At 42.1% G+C, this 19,869-nt stretch carries 16 protein-coding genes; 7 read left to right on the top strand and 9 right to left on the bottom strand.

Going from position 1 to position 19,869, the window contains the following annotated elements:
- Positions 1-862 precede the first annotated feature (862 nt).
- The 5 genes from BVU_RS17945 to BVU_RS17965 all read right to left on the bottom strand — a co-directional run bounded on the left by BVU_RS17945 (position 863) and on the right by BVU_RS17965 (position 7,977).
- Positions 863-2,053 (bottom strand): ABC transporter permease, encoded by a 1,191-nt coding sequence (locus BVU_RS17945; RefSeq protein WP_005839257.1) that lies wholly within the window; start codon positions 2,051-2,053, stop codon positions 863-865.
- The gene (locus tag BVU_RS17950; RefSeq protein WP_008669564.1) at positions 2,037-3,209 is read right to left on the bottom strand and encodes an ABC transporter permease; all 1,173 of its coding nucleotides are present in this window, start codon (positions 3,207-3,209) and stop codon (positions 2,037-2,039) included. The genes BVU_RS17945 and BVU_RS17950 overlap by 17 nt, the downstream gene beginning before the upstream one ends.
- A 60-nt stretch (positions 3,210-3,269) precedes the next feature.
- Positions 3,270-4,265, bottom strand: a complete 996-nt coding sequence (locus tag BVU_RS17955) for an HlyD family secretion protein (RefSeq protein WP_005839262.1) — start codon at positions 4,263-4,265, stop codon at positions 3,270-3,272.
- A gap of 17 nt (positions 4,266-4,282) precedes the next feature.
- Positions 4,283-5,716 (bottom strand): TolC family protein, encoded by a 1,434-nt coding sequence (locus BVU_RS17960; RefSeq protein ID WP_008669562.1) that lies wholly within the window; start codon positions 5,714-5,716, stop codon positions 4,283-4,285.
- Between the two features lie 62 nt (positions 5,717-5,778).
- Positions 5,779-7,977 carry a DUF5686 family protein gene (locus tag BVU_RS17965; RefSeq protein ID WP_012055766.1) on the bottom strand — a complete coding sequence of 733 codons (2,199 nt, stop codon included), beginning with the start codon at positions 7,975-7,977 and terminating at the stop codon, positions 5,779-5,781.
- Between the two features lie 175 nt (positions 7,978-8,152).
- Here BVU_RS17965 and BVU_RS17970 point away from each other — a divergent pair, with 175 nt between their 5' ends.
- The 4 genes from BVU_RS17970 to BVU_RS17980 all read left to right on the top strand — a co-directional run bounded on the left by BVU_RS17970 (position 8,153) and on the right by BVU_RS17980 (position 12,031).
- Entirely contained in the window at positions 8,153-10,342 is a 2,190-nt protein-coding gene (locus tag BVU_RS17970; RefSeq protein WP_005839267.1) for a glutamine synthetase III, read from the top strand.
- A gap of 161 nt (positions 10,343-10,503) precedes the next feature.
- The gene (locus BVU_RS17975) at positions 10,504-11,205 is read left to right on the top strand and encodes a Crp/Fnr family transcriptional regulator (RefSeq protein ID WP_005839272.1); all 702 of its coding nucleotides are present in this window, start codon (positions 10,504-10,506) and stop codon (positions 11,203-11,205) included.
- Positions 11,206-11,333: 128 nt separating this feature from the next.
- Complete coding sequence (locus BVU_RS22100; protein ID WP_005851688.1) at positions 11,334-11,486, top strand: hypothetical protein; 153 nt, start codon at positions 11,334-11,336, stop codon at positions 11,484-11,486.
- 32 nt (positions 11,487-11,518) lie between these two features.
- Positions 11,519-12,031, top strand: coding sequence for a ferritin-like domain-containing protein (locus BVU_RS17980; RefSeq protein WP_005839275.1), 513 nt, complete (start codon positions 11,519-11,521; stop codon positions 12,029-12,031).
- Between the two features lie 160 nt (positions 12,032-12,191).
- Here BVU_RS17980 and kdsA read toward each other — a convergent pair whose 3' ends face one another.
- The 4 genes from kdsA to gap form a co-directional block, all read right to left on the bottom strand.
- A complete protein-coding gene (gene kdsA, locus BVU_RS17985) occupies positions 12,192-12,989 on the bottom strand; it encodes a 3-deoxy-8-phosphooctulonate synthase (protein ID WP_005839276.1) in 798 nt (265 codons plus the stop codon).
- A 72-nt stretch (positions 12,990-13,061) separates the two neighbouring features.
- Positions 13,062-13,991, bottom strand: coding sequence for a diacylglycerol/lipid kinase family protein (locus tag BVU_RS17990; protein WP_012055767.1), 930 nt, complete (start codon positions 13,989-13,991; stop codon positions 13,062-13,064).
- Between the two features lie 5 nt (positions 13,992-13,996).
- Positions 13,997-14,920: a tRNA (adenosine(37)-N6)-dimethylallyltransferase MiaA gene (gene miaA / locus BVU_RS17995; RefSeq protein WP_005851691.1), complete on the bottom strand. Its 924-nt coding sequence runs from the start codon at positions 14,918-14,920 to the stop codon at positions 13,997-13,999.
- A 121-nt stretch (positions 14,921-15,041) separates the two neighbouring features.
- Positions 15,042-16,052, bottom strand: coding sequence for a type I glyceraldehyde-3-phosphate dehydrogenase (gene gap, locus BVU_RS18000; protein WP_005839282.1), 1,011 nt, complete (start codon positions 16,050-16,052; stop codon positions 15,042-15,044).
- A gap of 151 nt (positions 16,053-16,203) precedes the next feature.
- Between gap and mscL the strand changes: the two genes are divergently transcribed.
- From mscL to guaA (BVU_RS18015), 3 genes are all read left to right on the top strand, one after another.
- Positions 16,204-16,644, top strand: coding sequence for a large-conductance mechanosensitive channel protein MscL (mscL, locus tag BVU_RS18005; protein WP_005839284.1), 441 nt, complete (start codon positions 16,204-16,206; stop codon positions 16,642-16,644).
- A 238-nt stretch (positions 16,645-16,882) separates the two neighbouring features.
- Positions 16,883-18,436 (top strand): glutamine-hydrolyzing GMP synthase, encoded by a 1,554-nt coding sequence (guaA, locus tag BVU_RS18010; RefSeq protein ID WP_005839286.1) that lies wholly within the window; start codon positions 16,883-16,885, stop codon positions 18,434-18,436.
- Positions 18,437-18,474: 38 nt separating this feature from the next.
- Positions 18,475-19,782 (top strand): glutamine-hydrolyzing GMP synthase, encoded by a 1,308-nt coding sequence (gene guaA, locus BVU_RS18015; RefSeq protein ID WP_005851695.1) that lies wholly within the window; start codon positions 18,475-18,477, stop codon positions 19,780-19,782.
- Positions 19,783-19,869 lie beyond the last annotated feature (87 nt).

A 19,869-nucleotide genomic window follows, 5' to 3' on the forward strand; every position in this document is an offset into this window, starting at 1 on the left:
ACGTGACAAGACTTCCGGTGGAAAAGAGCAGGAAAGCCTGACAAGGAGAAAATAAGAAAGCGGAAGACAAGGACTAGAACAAAACAAACACTGACCGTAAAGGACCGACTTCCTGAATCTGCGGCAACCACACACTTTAACCTTAATACAATTCACATAATTCTGCGGAAGACACGTATCCTGCATGCGAAAAACCTCCTAGCTACTTTAAACAAGGTACGTTACTAACATACAGGCCTCTATGTTAGTAACGTACAAGGTCACACATTACTAACCTTACGGAACACACGTTACTAACCCTTCGGAACACACAAACTATACAAAAGCACATAGCATCCCGTCCAATACCCAGATACTCCGTCAGAAAAGCTGCCGGCTGCTGTTCACCTACCGCTCATCGGTTACCATAACCTCCAGAAAGATTTTCTTCATCCCCCCATTACAAAAAAACAGGATAGAACCAGACCATTCACTACCTAGAACTAGGAAAAAAGATGGAAGCCAACACACCACTCCACCTCTTCCTCCACTCTACCCTTCACACTCTCATCGGATTGTATGTCATTACTTTACCAGGATATAATAATCCATCGCCATTATAATGTACGCATACGCGCAATCGCGCGCGCTCGTGTGTGTGTGTGTGTGTGTGTGGAAAGACTGCAAGTTGTGCAAGTTTGCAAGTTTCCCCCTTGCATCATCTCATAAAAGGAGCTGAAAAAACAAAAGAAACAACAAGAGAATAATCACCAAGAATTAAAATATCAACAACTTTCAGGCTCCTCGCTCCAGCTCCAAACAGACCTTATAAAAAATGGAGAATCAGCAAAACGAATTACATAAAAAACAATCACACATAAAATTATTGTCTTTCACACTTTGCTTTCTTTATATTGTAGCGATAGGCTCGACAAGCCAAAACAAAGTATATCGCACATTGTATCCATAGGATAATATATTGCTGACTGATTTCAGACATACTAGCTCCCATAGAATTTATCTTAACAAAGGCCAAAGTTCCGGGAGCCGCAGGAACCATATAATGAATCCATTGCCAATACCAAGGCATTAACTCCAGCGGATAAGAAACTCCGGACAGGAAAATCAATCCTACAGAGAAGAAAGCTACCAACAACAATGGAGCATCACTATCACTGAAAAATAACGAACAGGCCAATCCAAAGAAACTGGTAGCAAGAATATAAGGTATCATAAGTGCCACAATTTTCCACGGATATGCTAAATGAGGCAATTGGAAAACTAAAGGAAGAAGCCCCAACAAAAAGACAGAGAATAAAGCATAAAAGACTAAATAAGTAAATGATTTTCCTATCACTACGGATGCCATACGTAAAAAAGAAAGATCCCTTCCTTCAGGGCCTGCAAACATCAGTATATCTCCAGTTTCACGCTCTTTCCCACTCAACATGCTGATAACAAATATCAACGTCTGAAAAATAACAACCATCAAAACGGCAGGTATCAAATAAGTACCATAACCATCGGTATAATTATACAGGGCAGTACCTACCACATCGACAGACCTTGTTTGAACCACAGATTGTATATCATCCTGAGGTAGAAAAACCACTTGCTCGGGTCGGACATCATCATTCACAGCAAGCATGGCTCCAGCAGACGCTTCCTGCATGGAAGCAAAATAAAGGAAAGCCGTAGTGGTGCTGTACATAATATATATCGCTTCTTCACCACGCCCCACACGAGCGTCAAAATCCGCGGGAATGTAAACAATACCCACCACTTCATCATATTTCATCAATTCCTTAGCAGCAGGCAAATCAGCATTGTTTGTCAATACCCGTGCCTGCGGAGTGGCATCCAGCAAACGGATGTAACTGCGGCTTAACGGAGTGCGACTCATATCCACTACTGCCACCGGAGCATCGCGTACCACATTGGGAGCATACATATAGTTATAAAGTAATCCATACACAAAGATGCCACCGCTGAGTACCAATAAAATGGAATAGCGGGTACACATCACACGAAACTCGTGCCAAGATACAGCTAATATATTATTCAATATCGTCATATTTCCGACTGATTAAAGAGCGTTTCAAATGAGGTAACAACAATAAAGGAGGAATAAGGAACAACAGCAGACAGGCTACATTGCCCCACATATACGCATAACCATAGTTGCCATAAAGCAGATTCTGTCCAATCTCGACAAAGTGACGGACGGGGAAAAGATAAGAGGCATAGTACACCGGTGCAAACATGTGAAGCACCGGAAAGGTAACCCCGCCAAGGGTAGCACCTAACGATCCTACCATGGAAACGATACTGATAATAATACTCAACGCAGGAAAAAGAGAGAACAGAAAAACCGCCAGCGCCTGCGTAGCAATGACCAATAGTGCCGAAGTAAGATTCAACGCCCAAAAACCACAATCCATCGGTATATGCATGGCACCAAAAAAGACATAGTTTGCCAGAATACTCATAACGATGAAGATAAAACTGTATGGAAGTAACTTGGCAGTGACCGCCACCCAGATATTCCCATCTGCCACTGCCAGCCAATTGGCTGAAGTATGGAATTTCCCTTCACTGCCAATGGAGTATGTAGTGACCAACAACAAGATAACTTGCAGAAAAACAAAGAAGAATGGCTGTGTAAGATAGACCGAATAATCCATATCAGGATTAAATAACGGATGATTCTGTGTGGTGACCGGTAACAGAAAAGATTCTATCTCTTCCTGATTTATACCCAATGCCACAGCATGAGTGACAATGGGAACTACCGAGATGCTTTTCAACAAACTTTGAAATGCTCCGTGAATCTCACTTCCCACACTCATCAATGCATAATGGTAATAATAAGTCAGAGCTGTTTCCTTACCATCCATCACCTTTGCTTCAAAACCAGACGGAATACTGAGGTATCCATAAATACTTTTCCGCTGCACATCTGCCCTGGCCTCCGCTTCATCGGCATAATGCCGAGTGATGCGGAAAGTGGGAACAGCCTCGGTCATACGAATTATCTCACGAGAAGTGGCTGTATTATCACCATCCACAACACCCACAGGCAGATTCTCCATCTGTCCGTTACCAAAAATTGTAGCCATAAAGAAGATAGAAAACAAAGGCAAGACGATACACGATGCAAAATAAATGCGCCGGGAAACCATACGGTCCAGTTCACGTTTCAATACCGCTATAAAAGGAGATTCTTTCATTCAAGTAGTTCATTTATATTTACCATTCACTGCAATCAGAATAACATAGCTATCCTTCTATCATTTCAATTCATCCAGATTTACCAAGACGGACATACCCGGTCTTAATCCCTCCATCGGCTCTACAGGCAGCGCATGAATTTCAAAAGTTTTCATATCGTATGTCCCCGTCTGCTTGGTAGAACGCCAAGTGGCAAAACTCCCCAACGGGCTGATGTAATTGATTTTAAATGCCTTGTTTTTTACATCAAGAGCCGGAATATCTCCCATAAAATTCTCGTTCATACGGAAATAAGGCATATAGTCCTCACGGACATTAAGCACTACATGACAATCATCCAATACTACCAGACTCATAATGGGAGTCCCCGCTCCTACCAGTTCTCCACGCTTGGGGTAGATGGTTGATATCTGTCCGTCTTCGGGAGCTGTGAGGCGGGCATCCATCAACAAGGCCTGAACCTCATTCACAGTGCCCCGAGCCGCATCCACCAAGGAGCGGGCACTCTCTTTATCCTCTTTCTGCGCTCCGTCCTTCACTAACAGGAATTGTTGATGCGCCGCCCGTTCGGCGGCAACAGCAGCTTTATACATGGCTTCCACTTCATCTTTCCGCTGGCTGGTGACCACGCTATCTTTGTAAAGCGCCTGAATACGGTCATACGTCACCGTGGCCAGTTGCAAGTCACTCTTTGACTTGTTCCACAATTCTTCTACCGAACGGACTATCTGCCGACGTGTACCGTCATCTATTTTCTTATTCTGAAATTTCGCAATATCTTCCAAGGCATTTACCTGCTGGAACTTCGCCCAAGCCTCAGGACTGTTAATCACAACCAAGGTGTCACCCATCTTTACATACTGTCCCTCCCGGACCAAAAAGGTATCAATTCTACCGGGAAGTTTTCCGGAAATCCGTATTTCAGTAGCTTCTATCTGCCCCTGCAATACAACCGGTTTATTGCTCATAGCTATAATCCCAATGGCAGACACCATAACAATGGCCACAAGAACAACGATAAAAGCGACTCCTAACTGTTTCTTCTCTTTTTCCATATTGTTTTCTTTTTTTATTATTTCCCGAATATAAAGTTCTCGGTTTGTCCGGTACGGCTATACTGCCAAAAACTTTCGGGCATTCCGCAAGTAGAGAGCAGAGATGCCAGTGCCACATCATATTTATAATAAGCCAGCAAAAAAGCAATCTGCACCTTGGATAACATCGTTTCCGCATCAATCACATCAGTAGAGGTAGCCATTCCTTCCTGAAAGGATTTTTTACGGATACGTACCAATTCACGACTCATCTCAATCGTGGTGTTGAGTGCGGCAACATCATCCTTTGCATTCTGAATTTCGCTATATAACTTGTCTACCAAAACACCCAATTCATTCTGAGCCTTTTCCCTTCCCAGTTGCAAAGTTTGTTTAGTAAGACGTGTCTGACGGATATTGGCTTCACGGTTCAGTCCGTCGAATATATTCCAAGTAAAACCCACTCCTACCAAAGTACGGGGCATCAGGTTTTTCGGAAGATTCTCTGCATAAAGTGTCTGCTTTCCAAACAATGCAATGGTAGGAATATATGCACTTTTACTGATTTTCAATTGATTATCAGCCATCGCCTCCTGTATTCGCAATTTACTTACTATATAGCTGCCGGTACTTACCAGATTCTTGAAATAAAGTTCATCGGGCAGATCATGGTTCATAAACAAAGGAGAACTGGGGTTGATGGATATGGCGTCTTCCACATTCAACAAGACTTTCAAGGCATTTTGCGCCACATTCAAATCTTTCCGGGCAGATTCCAACTCACGTCTGGCCTCGTCCATAGTGACCTGAGCAAAGAGGCGTTCGGCCTTATTTATCATACCGTTCTCCTCCAGCTTCATGGCATTACGGTAATGTTTCTGCAAGCCTAAAAAGGTTTGCTCGCGTACATCCACCACTCTTTGCGCCAGACGCAAAGCATAATAAGTTTCCACCAACTCCGATTGCAAAGTAGCTCCCGCCTCTTCCCTACCTGCTTTGGCCAAATCTACCATACGGTTGCCGATACGGCTTGCAAAAATTCGTTTTCCGCCTGTAAAAAGCGGCCACATCACATTAGCATCTATGGTCGTCAGGTTACGTTCTAATAAAGGAAAAGTAAGGGTATGCGCACCTATATTATCAAGAATAGAAGAAATAAATTTATCATCGGGCACAATGGAATGTACAAAGTCTTTTGCCGGATCGGTAAATTGCCTTAAAGGTTCCTTGACCTCAATATGGTTGGACAAATGGACGTATGCACCCGATGCATTCAAAGACGGATACCAAAAAGCATTCATCTTTTGTCGCTCACTGCGTGCTATATCTACAGCCTTATCCGCCATTTGCAACGTGCGGCTGCCCTTGTTCATCAGGCTGGCAGATTGTTCCAATGTTAAAGATAATTCCCCGTTTTGAGCTGATAATGAAACCGGGAACAAAAGAACACATAAAAATATTTTATAATGCATACACTGTTTAGTTTCTGTTATGTTGTAATAAACAGAAAACCAAACAGATTGTTTGAACAGGATTATTTATTAAATAACTCGAAAGTGAATTTAAAACCAAAGGTATCAAATTGCCCGTTGATAGTGCTTACAAAAGCCCCCACATCAAATATATGTGTGCCGATGCCATAACCCAACTCGATATATGGATTAAGATGTGGCATGAACAGGATACCACCATACAAACGCTCCTGCTGGACTAATCCCAGCCAACGGTTTAAGGGTTTCAAGAGAATAAAAGGAGACTCATAGGTGAAATTCCCCCGCCAGTACTGACGTGAGGAGTTATACCAACGTCCGTCCAGCAATTGGAAAGTGCCACCAATATCATCATTCCATCCTTCGGGAAGATTACGACGGGCAAAGTTAGCAAAATCCACGAAATACATATCTTCCTGCTTGGTAAACACCCCCCCCCCAATGCGATAACCGATACTTCGGATTCCGCTCAGTTTCAAGTTTTGCTGTATATCAAACTCCCAACGTTCATGAGCACCCGTACTCTTGAATACACCTTTAATGCCCCGTTCATAATCCAGCATAAAAGTAGGCATACTGGAACCTACATTCATCTTCCGGCGACCGTTCATGTAATAATACATACCGGGAGTCCATTCAATACGTATACGAGGTGCAAAACTATTGTATTCTGATCTGATACCTCGCAATGCAGCCCAATCCTTATCGGGCAACGGCTTTTCAAGAATGACTTTCGAATTATTTATCAGATACCTCCAATGTACGGAAACACCTGCTTTAATAAACAAGCCGTTCACTATTTCTATATTATGGAACAGATTGAGATACACATCCTTGAAATAGTCCAATTCCAATTGGTCAAAATTAAAGGTACTATCGGGCAATTGCTTTAGCTGATCCAATACGACACTACTATATATGCGGTTACCGTTACCTACACTAACCTCAAAACTAGCCTGCTTTTCCGGCCAATATTGCCAATCGGCATCCGCTTTCACATAAAGTTCCTTATGTGTAAAATTATAACCTATCTGCGGACTGATTCTAAGTATACGTCCATCATGAAAAAGCCGACTGTATTTAAACTTCTGCTTATACGAAAAGCCCCTGCTGTGGCTATAATCCAACAGCACCGGATTAATAAGTGGAGAACAATGCACACTCCCCATACTGGACAAATTCACATTGTAACTACTGATAAGCATGTCACCCAACTCCCCCCAAAACTCCAAATGTTCATTCTTCTTTTTTTTCGGTACGCGTAAAAGCGTATCCTGACGTAAAGCATAACTTCTATACAAAGAATCCTCCAAAGCGGACAGCGGAATGGGACGCAGCTCATTGAACTTTTCCTTATCTGTTATCAGCTGTTCCGAATCACAAGTCAGCTTATAGGATTCCGTCAGGTCATGGTGATGCTTCTTTTGAGATTTACGCCGGGCGGCTCCTTCATAAAATTTAATTTCATTGTATTTCAACCAGGCTCCCATATCCATTTCCAGATGGTTACCTATAAACTTAAAAACAAGATTCAAATCAAACTGCACCGGCAGAAACTCCACATCGCCCTCCTCTCCCATCTTGACACGGACCTTGAAGCGGATCACATCATAAACGCCTTCAATATAAAGTTCACGAATAGTCCATATCTGATCACTAACCCACATATATCCACTGACCAACTGTGTACCACGGAATTTGGGAATAATAAGTATTTTATACCGCTGGCAATCGGGAGGACCGGCTATAGAATCCAATAAATAATGATAATATCTGCTAGATTTCTTATCCAAAGGAGAAAGAAGTTTATCGGACATCAATGAAGAAGAATAGATATTCATGTTCAAATAATCCATCACATCCGTTATCTGTCCCCTGTTACGTGGAAATGTAGTGGATACCGCTTTTATCTTACGGTCGTATATATCAGGGGCCGTATAATGCAGCTCACTAAGAGATTCCATAAGGTAATCATTGATGTGTTTTTCGAAACGAAACATGGACGGTACATAGCGGATAAGGTGATTGCGCTTATGTACCTTTACTTTTCCTTTTATATATAAATCAGCCTTATACTCATCAATGATACGGGAATAGAACGGCGAAAACTGGAAAATACACTGAAGAATGGAATCGGACACCATCGGCTTGTCGGGCATATCAACCTTTTCCCTCTTAGCCTGAACAGCTAAAGGTAACAAAAGACAAAATATAATCAACCTGACAATCCGTATATAGTGCATCAATGTACTTTCTTTTCATTGTTTGAAGAGCAAATATAAACAAAAACCAACAGGCTGACGCATGATAATACTTAATTAACATCCTTAACAGAAATGAAAAATGATTAGCGATATAGCGAATTATTAATCAAAAAGCAGTATTTTTGCAGCCAACAACCAGTAAAAGAAAGACAACATGTCCAAAATGAGATTTTTTGCTCTACAGGAGTTAGCCAACAGACGCCCCGTTAAAGTTGACTACCCCTCTGAAAAGTTAGCTGATTATTACGGCAACCACGTATTCGACCGTAAAAAAATGCAGGAATATCTGCCTAGTGAGGCTTATAAAGCAGTAATAAACGCAATCGAGAAAGGTACCCCTATCAATCGTGAAATGGCCGACATGATAGCCAATGGCATGAAGAATTGGGCAAAGACCTTTAATGTTACCCACTACACTCATTGGTTCCAGCCTCTGACTGACGGAACTGCCGAAAAGCACGACGGCTTTATTGAATTCGGTGACGACGGTAATGTTATAGAACGCTTCTCGGGCAAACTGCTTATCCAACAAGAACCGGATGCATCCAGTTTTCCCAACGGCGGTATCCGGAACACATTTGAAGCACGTGGCTATACGGCATGGGATGTTTCTTCTCCGGCTTTCATTGTAGACAGCACACTTTGTATTCCTACTATCTTCATCTCTTATACAGGCGAAGCACTCGACTATAAAACTCCTTTGTTGAAGGCATTAGGTGCTGTAGACAAAGCGGCAACTGAGGTTTGCAGAATGTTCGATCCAAACGTAAAACGCGTATTCGCCAATCTGGGTTGGGAACAAGAATACTTTTTAGTGGATACCGCACTATATAATGCACGTCCGGATCTTTGCCTGACCGGACGCACCTTGATGGGACACTCGTCTGCCAAGGACCAGCAGCTAGACGACCACTACTTCGGTTCCATCCCTCCACGTGTAACCAGTTTTATGAAAGAATTGGAACTGGAATGTCACAAACTAGGGATTCCGGTAAAAACACGGCATAACGAAGTGGCTCCCAACCAATTTGAGCTAGCTCCTATTTTTGAAGATGTAAATCTGGCCAACGACCATAACCAGCTGGTAATGGACCTGATGAAACGTATCGCTTCCAAACACAATTTTACTGTACTGCTCCACGAAAAACCATTCAAAGGAGTAAACGGATCGGGCAAACACAACAACTGGTCACTTTGTACAGACACAGGTATCAATTTGTTCTCTCCTGCCAAGACTGCGGAAGGAAATATGCTTTTCCTGACTTTCATAGTCAACGTACTGATGATGGTCTATAAAAACCAAGATTTACTACGTGCCTCTATTGTCAGTGCCGGAAACAGCCATCGCCTAGGAGCAAATGAAGCCCCCCCCGCTATTCTGTCTATTTTCCTAGGACGTCATCTTTCCCATATGTTGGACGAAGTAGTGGCACGTCTGAATGACGCCGAACTGACCCCTGATGAAAAGAAAGCATTGCAATTGGGTATCGGGCGCATACCTGCCATATTGCAAGACAATACAGACCGTAACCGTACCTCTCCTTTTGCCTTCACCGGAAACCGTTTTGAATTCCGTGCTGCAGGCTCATCTGCCAACTGTGCCGCATCAATGATTGTGATCAATGCCGCTATGGCACACCAGTTGAATGAGTTCAAGACCCAGATAGATAAATTAGTAAACGGAGGGATGGAACAGGAAGAAGCTCTGTATAAGGTATTAAAAGAAACCATCATCGCTTCACAAAACATCCGTTTTGAAGGTGACGGCTACTCGGAAGAATGGAAAGCAGAAGCCGCGCGACGCGGATTGACCAATATCTGCCATGTACCCGAAGCCATCCTGAAGTTCAACGATGAGCAATCTCGTGCAGTACTGATAGGCGAAAAAATATTCAATGAAAATGAATTGTTCTGTCGTATAGAAGTGGAACTGGAAAAGTTTACTAAAAAGGTCCAGATTGAAAGTCGTGTACTAGGCGATCTAGCTATCAATCATATTGTTCCCACAGCTGTAATTTATCAGAACAGACTATTAGAAAATCTTCGTGGTCTGAAAGAGATATTCTCCACCGAAGAATACGAAGAGCTGACCGAAGACCGGAAGAATTTGGTACGTGAAATTCAAAACCGCATACTTGCTATTAAAAAAGCCGTGCACAACATGACAGAAGCCCGAAAAGTAGCAAATCATTTGGGAAGCCAAGTAGAGAAAGCCTTCAGTTACGAGGAACAAGTGCGTCCATATCTGGAAGAAATCCGCGACCATATTGACCATTTGGAACTAGAAATAGACGATGAGATTTGGCCATTACCTAAATATCGTGAATTACTGTTCACCAAATAAAATTTCACAAAAAAAAGAAAGGATAGGAGATAAGAACCTATCCTTTTGTTATTTTTTGAAGATAAATTAATAATATATCTTTCTTTTTTCTTCTGATTACTTCGTCCTTTTATTTTTTCTTCTTATATTTGTGCTCTATAACACGGTTTTATAGCACGTTTATGGTTAGAAAAGAATTATCAGAAACTGAGATTGCTGAAAGTATACCAGACTTATGGCAACCTTTAACACAGGAACAAAGAGAGTTCTTGGCTCAGAACTTTACGATACAGAAGTATAAAAAGAATGAGACGATATACTGCGAAGGAGAAACTCCGATGCACCTTATGTGTCTTCTTAGTGGAAAAGTAAAAATCTACAAAGAAGGTGTGGGAGGACGTAGCCAGATTATCCGCGTATTAAAGACGAAAGAATATTTCGCATACCGAGCTTTTTTTGCCGAAGGGAACTTCGTGACAGCTGCTTCCGCTTTCGAGCCTTGCACTATCTGCCTTATTCCCATGCCGGCCATTATGAAACTGATAAAAGACAACTCTGAATTAGCTTTGTTCTTTATCCGCCAACTTTCTATAGATTTGGGAATTTCTGATGAAAGAACCGTAAATCTTACGCAAAAACATATTCGTGGACGATTGGCGGAATCTCTGTTATTTTTGAAAGATACTTATGGAGTAGAAGAAGATGAATCTACACTAAGCATTTACCTTTCACGAGAAGATTTGGCAAACTTATCAAATATGACTACTTCGAACGCAATCCGTACGCTTTCTAACTTTGCAACTGAAAAACTGATTACCATCGACGGTAGAAAAATTAAAATCATTGATGAAGAGAAACTAAAAAAAATCAGCAAAATAGGATAAAATCTAATATCAATTCATACTTCACACACACAGGCGTCCGTTTTTCCATAACAGACGCCTGTTTTTTCTCTACTTACAAAACCTTTTTCAGTACCAGCTGTTATTAAAGAAACTAAAACCAAGAAACTATGAGTAAAGGTAAATTATGGGGAATCATCCTCCTTATTTTATTTGTGCTGGGATTCGGTATCTGGCTTTATACCAGTTCTGACGTAAAAAAAGATGTAGACCAGGAAGGCATAGGTGTGTTAGACGACATGACTATACCTGCTGTGGACTAAATAATAATAAACACTAACTTAAACTTTACATTATGGCTAAAGAATCTGTGAATATCCTGAAGGATAAAATTGACATTGTGGACTTATTGGCTCAGCTGAATGCAGCTCTGTCCGAAGAATGGTTGGCTTTCTACCAATACTGGGTAGGTTCATTCGTAGTAGAAGGCGCTATGCGCGGTGATGTACAACGCGAGTTTCAAGAACATGCAGCCGAGGAATATAACCATGCAAAATTATTGGCCGACCGTATCATTGAATTGGAAGGCGTACCCGTACTTGACCCTAAACAATGGTTTGATTTAGCTCGCTGCAAATATGATGCGCCCGTAGATTTCGGTTCGGAAATCTTGTTGAAACAAAATGTAGAATCCGAACGTTGTGCCATCTACCGCTATCAGCAAATTGCTGAATTCACAAACGGAATTGACTTCACCACTTGTGATATTGCCAAACATATTATGGCAGAAGAAGAAGACCATGAACAAGATTTGCAAGATTACTTAAATGATATAGCCCGCATGAAGGCTTATATTCTAAAAAAATAATCCACATCTGCTTCTATTCTTTTTTCTGTTTTGACGGAGAAAGAAAGGTAAGGCCGGTTTCTACTGCAAAAACCGACCTTATTTTATACTATTCATGCAAGTTGCCCCATAGTCCAAATAAATTAACCCATCTTACCTGTGAATCCCCAACGAATAACATTTATAACACTTGGCGGATTCTTACCAGTTTGGTCAATAGCCCTTCCAGCAAATCCAGTTTCAACATATTCGCTCCGTCACTCTTAGCGACAGAAGGGTCTTCGTGGGTTTCCATAAACAAACCGTCCACTCCTACCGCTATGCCAGCCTTGGCTACCGTTTCAATAAGCTGCGGCATACCACCTGTCACACCGGCAGTCTGATTAGGTTGTTGCAAAGAATGTGTCACATCCAGAATTACAGGAAAACCTAAAGTCTGCATTTCCGGAATACCCCGATAATCTACAATCAAATCCTGATACCCGAAAGTCGTTCCCCGCTCGGTCAGCATAACCTGATCATTACCCGCCTCCACCACTTTGTCAGCAGCAAAACGCATGGCGCCAGGTGATAAAAATTGTCCTTTCTTGATGTTGACAATCTTTCCGGTATGAGCTGCCGCCACCAGCAAATCAGTCTGGCGACACAGGAAAGCAGGAATCTGCAACACATCCACATATTCAGCGGCCATAGCAGCTTCTCCAGCACTATGAATATCGGTTACCACAGGAATTCCAAAAGTTTCCCGTACTTTACGAAGTACTTTCAAGGCCTTTTCATCACCTATTCCTGTAAACGAATCCAAACGGGAACGGTTAGCCTTACGATAAGATCCTTTAAACACATAGGGAATACCCAGTTTATCTGTTATTTTCACAATACGATCTGCTATTCGGAGAGCCATTTCCTCTCCTTCGATCACACAAGGACCAGCCAGTAAAAAGAAATTATCTGTCTTTCTTAAATCTGAAATTGTCATTATCTTACGTCTATTCATTGAGATATCTACTCTGCCTCTATCCTTAAAGCAAGAAATGGATATCTATAGTTTTTAATTAGGGATAATCAAAGTTATAGCTTCCGGCTGGATCGTAATTTCCAAAGGAAAATGGCGGTCTAAAATACGCCCGTCCAAACTGACAGAAGCATTCTGCGCACGTAGTACTTTTACTTTCCGTGTACGATAAGGTTTCACCATTTTATGATTTAAAATACGTCCCTGCAACAGCATCCACATACCCGAGAAAAGTTGAATTAACTCCGGACGATAAATAACCGACACATCCAACCAGCCATTATAAGGAACTGCACTAGGTGTCAAACCGTATCCACGGGCACTTCCCACACATACCGTCATGATACGTCCACGAATATGTTCGCCATTGATACAAAGATGTGTACGGTACAATTTACGTTCAAACAGCAACAGGAACATGGAAGCGGCAAAAGACAACTCACGTATTCCCCAAAAACGGCGGGTACCATCTGAGATCTGTACAATACGCGCACCTAAACCTATATATATGGCATTCAGGAAATAGCGGGAGGTGTGCTTCTCTCCATCAAAATAATTACAACGCCCCACATCAATTTCCCTCAGACGACGATTGATAATCCAATCTACCGCTGCTTTATAATTATCTTCATCCAACCCCCAATATTTGGCAAAGTCATTACCAATACCATTAGGAATGATTCCAAAAGCGATATTTGTCTTATCCTCCACCATAGAAGTCATAATACCGTTAATAGCATCATTGATCGCTCCGTCTCCACCTACAATCACAATGGTTCGATAACCATTATTAGCCAAGGTACGGGCGAGTCGTTCCACCGATCCAAAACCTTCGGACTGTACGTAGTCAAAAACCACCTTACGGTTTTCCATATAGCTACGTATCTCATTCCAACGCTTCTGAGTCTTACGGCTTCCGGCTTTCGGATTATAAATAATCCCCCATCTGTTTGGTTCTACAGCCATAACATTTAGTTTTTAGTGTGTAACAAATTAATGATTTTTTCCACCTTATCTTCCATAGGCAGGCAAGCATCCAGCCAATGTATAGTGAACCCTCGCCGCTCCATGCCCCGGAACCAGGTCATCTGCCGTTTGGCAAATTGATGGATAGCTATTTCCAATTGATGAAACATTTCATTGAAAGAAAGTTTACCCAAGACATATAAAGTCAAATACTTATATTCCAATCCGTAATAAATCAAATCCTCGGAAGAAATACCACTATCCAACAAAGCCTTCACTTCGTTTACCATCCCTTCATCCAAACGCTGCTTCAAACGGTGGGATATTTTTTCACGACGTAACTCACGAGCTATATCTACTCCAATGATCAAACTATGAATTTGCGGGAACTCACGGTATTCCGCTGATTGATGCTTGTAATACTCTTCTATTTCAATGGCCCGGATAGCCCGCTTTACAGTATCTACGTCCGTAGAGTTATGAAGTTTCCTGTAAGTTGACAACAACCGGGTGAGTTCCGCTAATGATTTATCTGCTAACGAGTCCCTAAGTTTGGGATTCTCTGGAACAGGAAGCAGCCTATATCCCTTCAACACGGATTCAAGATACATCCCCGTACCTCCGCATAATATAGGAAGTTTGTCTTTCCATCTCACTTGATCATAAGCATTCAAAAAATCACGTTGAAATTCAAATACATTATATTTATATCCGGGGTCTACAATGTCTATCAGATGGTAAGGTATTTGCTGTCCATTCACGACATAGTCTTCCAAATCCTTTCCCGTACCTAAATCCATCCGGCGATATACCTGCCGGCTATCTCCACTGATAATTTCGGTATCCAACTTGTAAGCTAAAGCCGCTGCCAAAGGAGTCTTTCCTGAAGCGGTAGGTCCTAATATCGTTATCAAATCGTACTTTTCCATCCTAAGTTTTTGTAACAGTCGCACAAAGATAACGAAAATGTGCAACTTAGCACGCAAAACTACATAAAAAAAAGCCGTCTGAATTACTTCAGACGGCTTTCGCTATATGGTTTTTAACTGATTAGCAGTTTACAGAAGCCATGTGAGCAATCAAATCCAATACTTTGTTAGAGTAACCGATTTCGTTGTCATACCAAGAAACCACCTTAACAAAAGTATCAGTCAAAGCGATACCAGCTTTAGCATCGAAGATAGAAGTACGAGTATCACCCAAGAAGTCAGAAGAAACAACTGCATCTTCAGTGTAACCCAATACGCCAGCCAATTCACCTTCAGAAGCTTCTTTCATAGCTGCACAGATTTCAGCATATGTAGCCGGTTTAGCCAAGTTAACTGTCAAGTCAACTACAGAAACATCCAAAGTCGGAACACGCATTGACATACCAGTCAATTTACCGTTCAATTCAGGAATAACTTTACCTACAGCTTTAGCAGCACCAGTAGATGAAGGGATAATGTTACCAGAAGCAGCACGACCACCTCTCCAGTCTTTCATAGAAGGACCGTCAACTGTTTTCTGAGTAGCTGTTGTAGAGTGAACTGTAGTCATCAAACCGTCAGTGATACCCCATTTGTCATTCAAGACCTTAGCGATAGGAGCCAAACAGTTAGTAGTACAAGAAGCGTTAGAAACGAACTGAGTACCTTTAACATAAGTCTTTTCGTTTACACCGCAAACGAACATCGGAGTATCATCTTTAGAAGGAGCTGACATAACTACATATTTAGCACCAGCTTCAATATGAGCCTGAGCTTTTTCTTTAGTCAAGAACAAACCAGTAGATTCAACTACGTATTCAGCACCGATTGCATCCCACTTCAAGTCAGCCGGATTTCTTTCAGCTGTTACGCGGATTGCATTGCCGTTCACGATCAATTTGCTATTTTCTACGTCAGCTTCGATAGTACCGTCAAATTGTCCGTGCATAGTGTCATACTTCAACATATATGCTAAGTAATCAACCGGGCAAAGGTCATTGATACCTACGATCTGAATATCGTTTCTTTTCTGAGCTGCACGGAATACAAAACGGCCGATACGACCAAATCCGTTAATACCTACTTTAATCATTTTGTTTAAATTTTAAAGGTTTTATAATATAGCTTTTAAACACTCTACGTTGGAATGTTGTTAAACGTTTAGTATTTATTTCCTAAACGCGGTGCAAAAATAAGAATTTGTTTTTATATTCGCACATAAATTCATATTAAAATAAAAAAAAATGGGAAAAAGCAGCTTCTTGCAAGATTTTAAGGCGTTCGCAATGCGCGGAAACGTCATTGACATGGCAGTCGGTGTCATCATCGGCGGAGCCTTCGGTAAAATAGTATCTTCCATTGTGGCCGATGTCATCATGCCTCCCATCGGATTGCTGGTAGGTGGCGTGAACTTTACAGATTTGAAACTACAATTAAAGCCGGCCGAAGTAGTGGATGGAGTTGAAAAAGCTGCCGTAACGTTGAATTATGGCAACTTCCTACAAGCTACTTTCGACTTTATCATCATTGCTTTTTCTATATTCTTATTTATAAGATTACTTGCCAAGCTGAATCGCAAGAAAGAAGAAGTTCCTGCTCCCGCCGCCCCACCTGCCCCTAGCAAGGAAGAGGTATTACTTACAGAAATCCGTGACTTGTTGAAGGAACAGGCTGGCAAAAAATAAAATATTATCCACACAAAAAAACGGGCTGCCCTCAAATGCTTGTCGGACAGCCCGTGATTTATATACCAGCCGACATTTCCTAAACATTCCAATCTTTTTTTTGCATATTTTTCCACAAGGAAGCAGGAAGAACAAAGTTTTTCCAATTCAATTATAAAAAGCCTCAACAGCATGACGGATTTTTATTTTTTCTGAGTATCTTTGCGGCACGAAATCATTTACATATCTTAATATATATATGCAAGAAAAGATCATTATTCTCGACTTCGGTTCACAAACCACACAGCTCATAGCCCGTCGCGTTCGCGAACTGAATACTTATTGCGAGATTGTGCCTTACAACAAATTTCCACACAATGATCCGTCCATAATCGGCGTTATCCTTTCGGGAAGCCCTTTCTCGGTGTATGATGAAAGCGCCTTTAAAGTCGATTTGAGTGACATTCGCGGAAAGTATCCTATTTTGGGTATCTGCTATGGTGCACAGTTCATGTCTTATACAAACGGTGGGAAAGTGGAACCGGCCGGCACACGTGAATACGGACGTGCACACCTTTCCACTTTCGACCAAGAGAACCCACTATTGAAGAACGTCCGTGAACACTCACAAGTATGGATGAGCCACGGAGATACCATCACCGCCATTCCGGAGAATTTCAAAATTATCGCTTCAACAGATAAAGTAGCCATCGCTGCTTATCAAATAAAGGAAGAGAAAGTATGGGGAGTACAGTTCCACCCGGAAGTGTTCCACAGTGAAGACGGAACCCAGCTTCTGAAAAATTTTGTAGTCGACATTTGCGGGGGGAAACAGGACTGGAGCGCTGCCTCTTTCATTGAAACGACTGTAGCCGAACTGAAAGCGCAACTGGGAAATGACAAAGTAGTACTGGGGCTGAGTGGCGGAGTAGACTCATCTGTGGCAGCCGTATTATTAAATAAAGCGATAGGCAAGAATCTTACCTGCATTTTTGTAGATCACGGCATGCTGCGTAAGAACGAATTCAAAAATGTACTCCATGATTATGAATGTCTCGGACTGAATGTAATCGGAGTGGATGCCAGCCAAAAATTCTTCAGTGAACTGGCAGGTGTGGAAGAACCTGAGAAGAAGCGTAAGATTATCGGTAAAGGTTTTATTGACGTATTCGATGAAGAAGCTCATAAAATTAAAGATGTGAAATGGCTGGCACAAGGTACCATTTATCCTGACTGTATCGAGTCATTAAGTATCACCGGCACTGTAATCAAAAGTCATCACAACGTAGGTGGACTGCCCGAAAAAATGAATTTGAAACTATGCGAGCCTCTGCGTCTGCTATTCAAGGATGAAGTACGCCACGTAGGTCGTGAACTGGGTATGCCGGAACATCTGATTACACGCCATCCATTCCCCGGACCAGGACTTGCGGTACGTATTTTGGGTGATATCACTCCTGAGAAAGTACGTATTCTGCAAGACGCCGATGATATCTATATCCAAGGATTGAGAGACTGGAAAGTGAAAGACTCGGACGGAAACGAAACATCCCTTTACCACCAAGTATGGCAGGCAGGCGTAATCTTGCTACCCGTACAAAGTGTGGGAGTAATGGGGGACGAACGTACATACGAACGTGCCGTTGCCCTACGTGCCGTAACTAGTACGGATGCCATGACCGCCGACTGGGCTCATCTTCCCTATGAATTTATGGCTAAGGTTTCAAACGACATAATCAATAAAGTAAAAGGTGTAAACCGCGTATGCTATGATATCTCGTCCAAACCGCCTGCCACAATTGAGTGGGAATAATAGACAACCAACTAATAACTTAAAAACAACATAACGGAATGAAACAAGATATGATTGTTATCTTGGATTTGGGAAGCACCGAAAACACCGTGCTTGCCAGAGCCATTCGTGCTTTGGGTGTATATAGTGAAATTTACCCGCACGATATCACAGCCGCCGAGCTGACAGCATTGCCCAATGTAAAGGGTGTCATTATCAATGGCGGTCCCAACCATGTAATTGACGGAGTGGATATTGACGTGCTTCCCGAGATTTACAAAGCAGGGATCCCCGTAATGGCTGCCGGTCATGACAAAGCATGTTGCGAAGTGAAGCTTCCCCAACTGACGGATGATGTGGAAGCAATAAAGAATGCTGTACAATCGTTTGTTTTTGATACCTGCAAGGCAGAGGCTAACTGGAATATGACAAACTTTGTCAATGACCAGATTGAATTGATCCGCCGCCAGGTAGGCGACAAGAAAGTATTATTGGCACTTTCCGGAGGTGTAGACAGTTCTGTAGTAGCAGCTCTGTTGCTGAAAGCCATCGGTAATAATCTGGTCTGCGTACATGTGAACCATGGATTAATGCGCAAAGGTGAATCGGAAGCAGTAATTGAAGTTTTCAAAAATCAGTTGAACGCTAATTTGATTTACGTGGATGCTACAGACCGTTTCCTGAGTAAACTGGAAAATGTAGCTGATCCGGAGCAGAAACGCAAGATTATCGGTGGTGAATTTATTCGTGTGTTCGAAGAGGAAGCCCGTAAGCTAAATGGAATCGACTTTTTGGGACAAGGTACAATTTATCCTGATATCGTAGAAAGTGGTACTAAAACAGCCAAAATGGTTAAATCCCATCACAATGTAGGTGGCTTACCCGAGGATTTACAGTTTGAATTAGTAGAACCTTTACGCCAGTTGTTCAAAGACGAAGTCCGTGCCTGCGGAGTGGAACTTGGTTTACCATACGACATGGTCTACCGTCAGCCGTTCCCTGGTCCTGGTTTGGGAGTGCGCTGTTTGGGGTCTATCACTCGTGACCGCCTGGAAGCTGTTCGCGAATCGGACGCCATCTTGCGTGAAGAATTCCAACTGGCAGGCTTGGACAAGAAAGTATGGCAATATTTCACCGTAGTACCCGATTTCAAATCAGTAGGCGTGCGTGACAATGCCCGTTCATTTGACTGGCCTGTTATTATCCGAGCTGTCAACACCGTAGATGCTATGACAGCTACTATCGAACCGATAGACTGGTCCATTCTGATGAAAATTACCGACCGTATTCTAAAAGAAGTAAAGAATGTGAACCGCGTATGCTATGACCTGTCGCCCAAACCCAATGCGACCATTGAGTGGGAATAAAAAATATACTTCAAACCATGTAAGATCCCGAAACTAAAAGTTTCGGGATCTTTTTTATATTCAAGTTCTTCACTTTGCCCCCAATGA

This window comes from Phocaeicola vulgatus ATCC 8482 (genome assembly GCF_000012825.1).
Lineage (GTDB): Bacteria > Bacteroidota > Bacteroidia > Bacteroidales > Bacteroidaceae > Phocaeicola > Phocaeicola vulgatus.